Source organism: Leifsonia lichenia, assembly GCF_054780215.1.
On record NZ_BAAGWT010000008.1, the window covers coordinates 390,843 to 400,057 of the forward strand.

At 70.9% G+C, this 9,215-nt stretch carries 8 protein-coding genes; all 8 read left to right on the top strand.

Annotated elements, in window-relative coordinates; all coding sequences use genetic code 11:
- Window positions 1-33 precede the first annotated feature (33 nt).
- The 8 genes from ACYVGI_RS15025 to aldh are packed head-to-tail and all read left to right on the top strand — an operon-like array spanning window position 34 to window position 9,180.
- Entirely contained in the window at window positions 34-1,074 is a 1,041-nt protein-coding gene (locus ACYVGI_RS15025; RefSeq protein ID WP_460633394.1) for a Gfo/Idh/MocA family protein, read from the top strand.
- On the top strand, window positions 1,071-1,856 hold the full coding sequence (locus ACYVGI_RS15030; protein WP_460633395.1) for a GntR family transcriptional regulator: 786 nt from the start codon (window positions 1,071-1,073) through the stop codon (window positions 1,854-1,856). Before ACYVGI_RS15025 ends, ACYVGI_RS15030 begins: the two co-directional genes overlap by 4 nt.
- Entirely contained in the window at window positions 1,853-3,931 is a 2,079-nt protein-coding gene (locus ACYVGI_RS15035; RefSeq protein WP_460633396.1) for a primary-amine oxidase, read from the top strand. The genes ACYVGI_RS15030 and ACYVGI_RS15035 overlap by 4 nt, the downstream gene beginning before the upstream one ends.
- Window positions 3,931-4,641, top strand: coding sequence for a sugar phosphate isomerase/epimerase family protein (locus tag ACYVGI_RS15040; protein ID WP_460633397.1), 711 nt, complete (start codon window positions 3,931-3,933; stop codon window positions 4,639-4,641). The genes ACYVGI_RS15035 and ACYVGI_RS15040 overlap by 1 nt, the downstream gene beginning before the upstream one ends.
- Window positions 4,638-5,777, top strand: coding sequence for a Gfo/Idh/MocA family protein (locus tag ACYVGI_RS15045; protein WP_460633398.1), 1,140 nt, complete (start codon window positions 4,638-4,640; stop codon window positions 5,775-5,777). The genes ACYVGI_RS15040 and ACYVGI_RS15045 overlap by 4 nt, the downstream gene beginning before the upstream one ends.
- On the top strand, window positions 5,774-6,793 hold the full coding sequence (locus ACYVGI_RS15050) for an SIS domain-containing protein (protein WP_460633399.1): 1,020 nt from the start codon (window positions 5,774-5,776) through the stop codon (window positions 6,791-6,793). The genes ACYVGI_RS15045 and ACYVGI_RS15050 overlap by 4 nt, the downstream gene beginning before the upstream one ends.
- Window positions 6,790-7,743 carry a BadF/BadG/BcrA/BcrD ATPase family protein gene (locus ACYVGI_RS15055; RefSeq protein WP_460633400.1) on the top strand — a complete coding sequence of 318 codons (954 nt, stop codon included), beginning with the start codon at window positions 6,790-6,792 and terminating at the stop codon, window positions 7,741-7,743. Before ACYVGI_RS15050 ends, ACYVGI_RS15055 begins: the two co-directional genes overlap by 4 nt.
- A gap of 60 nt (window positions 7,744-7,803) precedes the next feature.
- Window positions 7,804-9,180, top strand: a complete 1,377-nt coding sequence (aldh, locus tag ACYVGI_RS15060; protein ID WP_460633401.1) for an aldehyde dehydrogenase AldH — start codon at window positions 7,804-7,806, stop codon at window positions 9,178-9,180.
- The last annotated feature ends 35 nt before the right edge of the window (window positions 9,181-9,215 follow it).

The following is a 9,215-nucleotide window of genomic DNA, read 5'->3' on the forward strand; positions in this document are numbered from 1 at the left end:
TACTATGTGGAACACGCTTCTGAAGGAGGAAATGTGATTCGTGTCGGTCTGCTCGGTTCCGGGTTCATCAGTGACACCTATGCCGACGCGCTACAGGACGTGCGGAACGCGGAGATCGTCGCCAACTATTCGCGCGACCTCTCTCGCGCCGTGGCGTTCGCGGAGAAGTGGGGCCCCATCCCGAACCAGTACGACTCGATCGAGGCGCTCTGCGCGAATCCGGACGTCGACCTGGTGGTGATCGCGCTCCCCAACGAGGTGCACGTCGAGGCGGTGCGCATCGCGGCAGCGGCAGGCAAGGGCATCGTCTGCACCAAGCCCCTCGCCCGCACCGGCGCCGAGGCGGCCGAGATCCTGAGCATCGTCACCGAGGCGGGTGTCTGGCACGGCTACGCGGAGAGCTCGGTGTTCTCGCCGAACATCGCCAAGGCGCACCAGATGGTCGCGGCGGGAGCCATCGGCGATGTGCTCACGATGCGCGCCCGCGAGGCGCACTCCGGCCCGCACGCCCCGCACTTCTGGGACGCGGAGACCGCCGGCGGCGGTGCACTGCTCGACATGGGCTGCCACACCGTGGAGTCGGCCCGCCACTTCTTCGGCAAGGACAACCCCGTCACCGAGGTGTTCGCCTGGGGCGCCACCATGGCGCACGCCGACAAGACGACCGGCGAGGACACGGCCATCGCGCTGCTCAAGTTCGCCGGAGGCCAGCTCGCCCAGATCGAGTCCTCCTGGATCGAGAAGGGCGGGATGCAACTCCGCCACGAACTCGTCGGCAGCGCAGGCCGCATCGTCACCGACACCTCGCAGACCCCGGTCTGGGGCTTCATCGAGAACCCGGCCGGCTATCTGGTCGAGAAGGCGGACGCGGAGACCGGCTGGGTGTACCCGGTGCCGGAGGAGGCGCGCGCATACGGCTTCAGCCAGGAGATGCGTCACTTCGTCGACCGTTTCGCCGCAGGAGAGGAGCCGATCGAGACGTTCGGCGACGGCTTCGTCGTCAACTGCATCCTCGACGCCTGCTACGCGTCGATGGCGTCCGGCGTGTGGGAGAATGTGAGCTTCGAACGATGAGCGCCAACCAGCAGTTGAGCCTCGGGGATGCGGGCATCCGCGTCGACTACCCGGAGCCGCTCTGGGTGCAGGCCACGGACGCGCTGCGCGAGCAGCTCGCCTCGGAGGGGCTGCGCCCCGGATCGCGGCTCCCTCCGGAACGCGAGCTCTGCCAGAACCTCGGCATCAGCAGGGTCACCCTGCGCAAGGCGCTGCAGGCCCTGGTCGAGGACGGCGTGCTCACGCCGTCGCACGGTCGCGGCTGGTACGTCGCCGGTGCCGCGGAGGACCGCAACGAGTGGCCGAACAGCCTGGAGTCGTTCAGCGAGACGGCCGACAGGATGGGGCTCGTCGCCTCCAGCCGCGTGCTGCGCTCCGAGGTCACCGCCGCGACCATCGACGAAGCAGAACAGCTCGCCATCGCTCCAGGCACCCCGCTGTTCCGGCTCGGCAGGGTCCGGATGCTCAACGAGGTGGCGATCGCGGTCGACCTGTCGCTCGTGCCCGCCTCGCTGCTCCCCGATCCTGCGCGCCACGACTTCCGCATCCACTCGCTGTACGAGGCGCTCGCGGAGGCCGGCCATCAGCTCGCCAACGCGGAGACCACGATCGAGGCCCGCGAGGCGTCGGCCGAGATCGCCGAGCACCTGGATGTCGCGCCCGGCTCCCCGACACTCGTCATGCACCAGCTCGTGAGCGGCCGCACCGAGCGGCCCGTGCTCGCCTCCACCATCCAGTACGCGGGCGACCGCTACCGCCTGCGGACGTACTTCGCCCGCCACAACCGAACGGAGCTCCTGTGACCGACACCGCCGTCCCCCGCACCGCGCCCGCATCCTCGGGCGCCGCATCCACTGTGGCCGCATCCACGGTGGCCGCCGCCCTCGGCTCGCTGCGCGCCGAGGAGATCGAGACGTCGCACGCCATCCTGACGCGTGAAGGACTGCTCGGCGAGAACACGCACGTCTCATACTTCGGACTGCTCGAACAGGACAAGCGCACGCTGCTCGCCCCGGGCGCCGTGCCGGAGGCCCGTCGCTTCCGCGCGATGCTCGTCGACCTCTCCTCCGGCGCGTCGCACGACGTGATCGTCTGCCCGGCCGAAGACCGCATCGTCTCAGCGGTCGAGCTCGACCTCGCCGAGGGTCAGGTGCCCGTCGTGCTCGCCGAGTTCGGCCTGGTCGAGGAGATCGTGCACCAGGACGAGCGCTGGCTCGCCGCGATGGCCAAGCGCGGCCTGACCGACCTCAGCACGCTGCGGGTCAACCCGCTCTCCGCGGGAGTGCTCGCACCGGACGAGCACGGTCGCCGCATCCAGCGCTGCTTCACCTTCGTGCAGAAGACGCCGGACGACCTCGGCTGGGCGCACCCGGTGGACGGCGTGACCGTGATGGTCGACGTCGTCACCCGCGAGGTGCTCGACGTGATCGACTACGTCGAGCTGCCCGTGCCGCAGGAGGACGGCAACTTCCACCTCCCCGAGTGGGTCGGCCAGCCCGACCGGCAGGGCCTCAAGCCGATCGAGATCACCCAGCCGGAAGGCCCGAGCTTCACGATCGACGACGACGGCGTGCTCTCCTGGGCGGGCTGGAACCTGCAGGTGTCGTTCGACCAGCGCGAGGGCCTGGTCTTCCACAACATCTCCATCGACGACGCCGGCGTGCAGCGCCCTGTCGTGTACCGCGCATCCATCGCCGAGATGATGGTGCCGTACGGCGACCCGAGCCCGCAGCGCTGGTTCCAGAACTTCTTCGACTGCGGGGAGTACCTCCTCGGCGGTTTCGCCAACTCGCTGGAGCTGGGCTGCGACTGCGTCGGCGACATCACCTACCTGGATGCGACGCTCGCCGACAACGCGGGGAACGTCCGCGTCATCCCGCAGGCCATCTGCATCCACGAGGAGGACACCGGGATCCTCTGGAAGCACTTCGACAACTGGAACGGGTCGAGCGATTCCCGCCGCAACCGCCGCCTGGTCGTCTCGTTCTTCGTCACCGTCGGAAACTACGACTACGGCTTCTACTGGTACTTCTCGCTCGACGGCAGCATCGAGCTGGAGGTCAAGGCGACCGGAGTGGTGTTCACCTCCGCGTACCCGGGCGAAGGCTACCTCTACGCTTCGGAGCTCGCGCCCGGCCTCGGCGCCCCGTACCACCAGCACCTGTTCAGCGCCCGCCTCGACATGATGGTGGACGGCCAGGACAACGCGGTGGACGAGCTGGAGGCGGTGCTCGTGCCCCGCGGCGAGAGCAACCCGACCGGCACGGGCATCACCCAGACCGTGACGCGACTGCACACGGAGTCGGAGGCGCAGCGTCTCGCCGACAACGCCAAGAACCGGGTCTGGCTGGTCTCGAACCCCGGCGTGAAGAACCGGCTCGGCGGAAACGTCGGCTACGTGCTCTTCCCCGAGGGCAAGCCGGTGCTGCTGGCGGACGAGCAGTCGGACATCTACGCCCGCGCGACCTATGCGGCCAAGCACCTCTGGGTCACGCCGTACGAGCCGAGCGAGCTGTACCCGGCGGGCGACTTCGTGAACATGCACCCCGGCTGGGCCGGTCTTCCCGCCTGGACGGCCGCGGACCGGAACGTGGACGGCACCGACATCGTGCTCTGGCACACCTTCGGCCTCACCCACTTCCCGCGCATCGAGGACTGGCCGATCATGCCGGTCGACTCCGCGGGCTTCGTGCTCAAGCCGCACGGCTTCTTCGGCAGGAACCCGACGCTCGACATCCCCGCGACCGTGAGCGACCACTGCGCGCCGGGCGGAGCGCACGGCCACCACGAGCAGCACGAGCCGGAGCGTGCGGCGGCCGGGCACGAGGACGAGCACCACGACCACAGCGAGCACCACGACCACGAAGGGCACCACTGATGACCACCCCGCTCGGCGTCCAGCTCTACAGCGTCCGCGACGACATCGGCCCGGATGCGCTCCCCGCCACCCTCGCTCGCCTCGCCGCGCTCGGCTTCACGCACGTCGAACCGTACGACATCCTGAGCGACACGGACGGCCTCGCCTCCGCGCTCCAAGCGTCCGGGCTGCGTGCCGTCACCGCGCACGCCAAGATCACCGAGCTGGACAGGGATGCGGTGCTCGCCGCCGCCGCCCGCCTCGGCGTCGAGACGGTCATCGTGCCGTGGGTGCGTCCAGAGACCATCGCCACCCGCGAGGGCGTCGAAGCGCTCGCCGCGGCGATCAACGCGGCGTCGTCCGCCGCCGCCGCGCACGGCATCCGGGTCGGCTACCACAACCACGATTTCGAGTTCGCGCAGCACATCGACGGCGTCCCGGCATACGAGGTGCTGGTCGGCCTGCTCGACCCCGCCGTCGTGCTGGAGCTCGACACATACTGGGCGGCGGTCGGAGGGGCGGACGTGACCGAGCTCATCCCGCGCCTCGGCGACCGCGTGCGCTTCCTGCACGTGAAGCACGACGACGCCAACCCGTTCGACATCGCCGACGTGATCCCGCTCGCGAGCAGCCTCGAGCTGCCGGTCGTGGAGGTCGTCGTGCACGAGGGCGACGTCTTCCCGCTGGTCGAGGAGAACGCGCGCTACTTCCTCGGGCTGGTGAACGCGTGACCGGGCAGGCCACAGGCGTCGGGATCATCGGCGCAGGCAACATCTCCGACGAGTACCTGCGCTCGCTCACCACCTACCCGGACGTGCGGGTCCTGGGCATCGCCGACCTCGACGTCCCCCGGGCGGAGGCGCAGGCCGCGACGTACGGCATCCCGTTCGCCGGCACGGTGGATGCGCTGCTCGCGATCCCCGAGGTCGAGATCGTCGTCAACCTGACCATTCCCGCTGCGCACGCCGAGGTCGGCCTGAAGGCCGTCGCGGCAGGCAAGCACGTCTGGGGCGAGAAGCCGCTCACGCTCGACCTCGCGAGCGCCCGTGCGCTGCTCGACGCTGCGGAGGCCGCGGGTGTCGTGGTCGCGAACGCGCCGGACACCATCCTGGGCGAGGGCATCCAGAACGCGCACCGGCTGCTCGCCGACGGCGCCATCGGCAGTCCGCAGACGCTGCTCACTCTCATGCAGGGTCCCGGTCCAGACTCCTGGCACCCGCGCCCGCAGTTCCTCTTCGCACGCGGCGCAGGTCCGTTGTTCGACATCGGTCCCTACTACGTGAGCACGATGGTCCAGCTCCTCGGACCTGTCGAGTCGGTCGAGGCGATCGGCCAGCGTCCGCGCGCCGAGCGCGTGATCGGCTCCGGCCCGGATGCCGGCCAGTCGTTCCCCGTGGAGGTCAGCACGCACGTGAGCGTGCTCACCCGGTTCCGTTCCGGCGCCGTCGGCACGTCCATCTACAGCTTCGACTCGGCGCTGCGGCGGCAGACCTTCGAGATCACAGGCTCCGGCGGCGTGCTGGAGGTTCCGGTCAGCGGCTTCGACGGCCCCACCAGGCTCCTCGGCGGCGACGACCGCGAGACCGACTGGGTCGAGCTGCCGCCGCCGGGCGCGCACCGCGAGCGGGGCGTCGGCGTGCTGGAGATGGCTCGCGCCATCCGGGACGGCCGCACACCGCGGGCGAGCGGCGAGCTCGCGTACCACGCGCTCGAAGTGATGCTCGCGATCGAGGAGTCCATCGAGACGGGAGGGCCGGTGCGCATCAGCAGCACCGCCGCCGCCGTCGAACCGCTCCCGGCCGACTGGGACCCTGCGGCGCGCACCGCCGCGGGGGAGACGACAACAGCACTGAGGGGACCAGCATGAACGGCTACATCACTTTCGCGGAGGCGCGCGCGACCCAGGCAGAGGAGCTCGGCAGGGCGATCCCGCTGATCGCGGCGCAGCTCACCGACCGGCAGGAGTCGGGCGAGCTGGAGGGTCCGGGCCCGGTGTTCGTCGGCATCGGCGCGAGCCTCGCCGCTGCGTGCGCTCCGGTCTGGGAGCTGCGCTCGCGCGGCATCCACTCGTGGCGGCTCGGCGCCGGCGACCTGCCGATCCCGTTCCCGGAGAGCGCGCATCCCATAGTCGGCATCTCGCAGAGCGGCCGCAGCGCCGAGACGCTCGCCGTGCTGGAGTCGACGCCGCCGCAGCTCCGCCTCGCCGTCGTCAACACCGAGCCGTCGCCGATCGCCCAGCTCGCATCCACCATCTCGCTCGGCAGCCTCGCCGACAGCTACGCCTCCACGCTCGGATACACGGCCACCGTCGCCGCTCTCGGGATGCTCGCGGACGCCTGGGACGGCGGCCGCATCGACCAGGGCTGGTTCACGCTGCACGAGACGTTCGCCGCTGTGGAGGCCGACCTCACCGAGCGCGTGAGCGCCCTGGCCGAGCTGTTCCGCACGGTCCGGTCGAGCGACTTCGTCGGGGCGGGGCCCGCGGTCGGCTCCGCGGAGGCCGGGGCGCTGCTGTTCCGCGAGGTCGCGCGCATCCCCGCGACCGGCATGAGCACCCGGCAGTACCTGCACGGCTCGATGGAGTCTGCGGGCGACGGCGTGCACGTCGTGTTCGGCGACAGCCGCGAGCTCGACCTGGCCACGACCCTCTCCGAGGCGGGCCACCACGTCATCCTGATCTCCGGCGAGCCGGTCGCATCCACGCAGACGCTGCACGTGGTGCAACTGCCGAAGCTGCGTGCGTCGCAGCGTGCGGTGCTCGAAGCGCTGGTGATGCAGATCCTGGTCGGGGCGGTTGCCGCCGTGCGCGGCGTCGAGATCGAGGAGTTCGTCTTCCACAACGCAGACACCAAGGTGCCGGTGGATGCGGGCGGTGCCGCATGACGGACGTCGTCGTCGGACTGGACGCGGGCGGCACCAAGCTCGGCGTGCGCGTCGAGACGCTGGACGGCACGCGCATCGCCGACGTGTCGCTGCCGGCAGAGGACTGGAGCGCATCCCCGGCGGGAAGCGCAGCGCGGTGGCTCGTCGACCGGGTGGAGCGCGTGCTCGGAGGCGCCGTCGATCATCGGGTCGTCGCCGTCGGCGTCGGCGCGCAGGGCTGCGACACCGCGGAGCACTGCCGGGAGCTGGAGGCGGCGCTCGACGCGCTCGGCTACCCGGCGCGCGTCGTGAACGACGCGGCGCTGCTCGTGCCGGCCGCGGGACTGGACGCCGGAGTCGGCGTGATCGCGGGAACAGGGTCGATCGCGGTCGGACAGGGCGCCGACGGGGATACGCTGTTCGCGGGAGGCTGGGGCTGGGTGCTCGGCGACGACGGAGGGGCTCCCGCGATCGTGCGCGAGGCGACCATCGCAGCCCTCGGTGCACACGACGACGGCGCGCAGGACGACGGCCTGCTGGCCGCTCTGCAGCGCGCGTTCGGCGTCGCCTCCGCTCCGGCGCTCGCCAGGGCGGTCAACGACACCCCGACCCCGGAGAACTGGGGACCGCGGGCCGTCGCCGTGTTCGCCGCGGCCGACGCTGGGTCCGCGCTCGCGGTCGACGTGATCGGGTCCGCCGCCGACCATCTCGCCGGGCTCGTCGGCCAGCTCGTCCGTCGTGGCGCGGTCGGCGACGCCGTGGTCACCAGCGGCAGCGTGATCGTGCACCAGCCGCGGCTGTTCGCCGCGCTGTCCGCGCGGGTCGCGGCCGCGCATCCCCAGCTCACTGTCGTGCTCCTCGGCGACGCGCCCGTCGCCGGGGGCGTCGTGCTCGCCCGCCGCGCCCAGCACGCCCACCAGCAATCGAGCCGGGAGTTGTTCACGCGACACGCCGGGGCCACCCGGGCATAACTCCGGACTCGATTTCGCCAGCACCAACCACAGCCACAGCCACAGAACAAAGGAGTCAGCATGGCCATCGCCACCATCAACCCGTCCACGGGTGAGACGCTCAGGACGTTCGCGCCGCACACGGGCGACGAGATCGAGCGCATCGTCGCCTCCGCCCACGACACCTACCGCGACCTCGCATCCACCACGTTCGCCCAGCGGGCCACATGGATGCGCGCCGCCGCCGACATCCTCGACGCCGAACTCGACGAGGTCGCCTCCCTGGTCTCCACCGAGATGGGCAAAACCATCGGCACGGCGAAGTACGAGGTGTCGAAGTCGGCGCGCGGGATGCGCTGGTACGCCGACCACGCCGAGGAGTACCTGGCAGACGAGCATCCCGTCGAGCCGGGCGACGTTGGCGCATCGGCGGTGAGCGTGCGCTACCAGCCGATCGGCGCCGTGCTCGCGGTGATGCCGTGGAACTACCCGTTCTGGCAGGTCATCCGCTTCGCGGCCCCCGCGCTGATGGCGGGGAACACCGGCATCCTGAAACACGCGTCGAGCGTGCCGCAGAGCGCGCTGTACCTGGGCACGCTGTTCGCCCGCGGCGGGTTCCCCGATGGCGCGTTCCAGACGCTGCTCGTCGAGGGCGGCGCCGTCGCCCCGCTGCTGGACGACCCGCGCATCCGGGCTGTCACGCTCACCGGCTCTGTCGGCGCCGGTTCCGCGGTGGCAGAGGCCGCTGGCCGCAACATCAAGAAGTCGGTGCTCGAGCTGGGCGGGACGGACGTGTTCGTGGTCATGCCGTCCGCGGACGTGGCCGCCGCGGCGACGGCGGGCGTGAACGCCCGCGTGCAGAACTCCGGCCAGAGCTGCATCGCCGCCAAGCGCTACTACGTGCACGAGGACGTCTACGACGCGTTCGAGGACGCCTTCGTGGCCGGGATGCGCGCCCAGGTCGCAGGGGACCCGTTCGACCCGGCCACCTCGTTCGGCCCGCTCGCGACGGAGCAGGGACGCCGCGACGCCCACGCACTGGTCGAAGACGCACGCGCGAAAGGCGCGAACGTTCTCGCGGGCGGCGAGGTGCCGGACGGCCCCGGCTGGTTCTACCCCGCCACCGTGCTGACCGGCGTGACCCCGGAGATGCGGATCTACCGCGAAGAGTGCTTCGGCCCCGTCGCCTGCCTGTACAAGGTGTCGAGCGCCGAGGAGGCGATCGAGCGCTCCAACGACAGCGAGTTCGGCCTGAGCTCCAGCGTGTGGACGAACGACGACGCGGAAGCCGACCTGTTCCAGAACGGCATAGAGGCGGGCGGTGTGTTCGTCAACGGACTCACGGCGTCGTTCCCGCAGCTCCCCTTCGGCGGGGTGAAGGACTCCGGCTACGGCCGCGAACTCTCGGCGCTCGGCATCCGCGAGTTCACGAACGTGAAGACCGTCTGGCGCGCGTGACGGCGCCTGCGGCGCCTGCGGCACCCGCCGCGCGT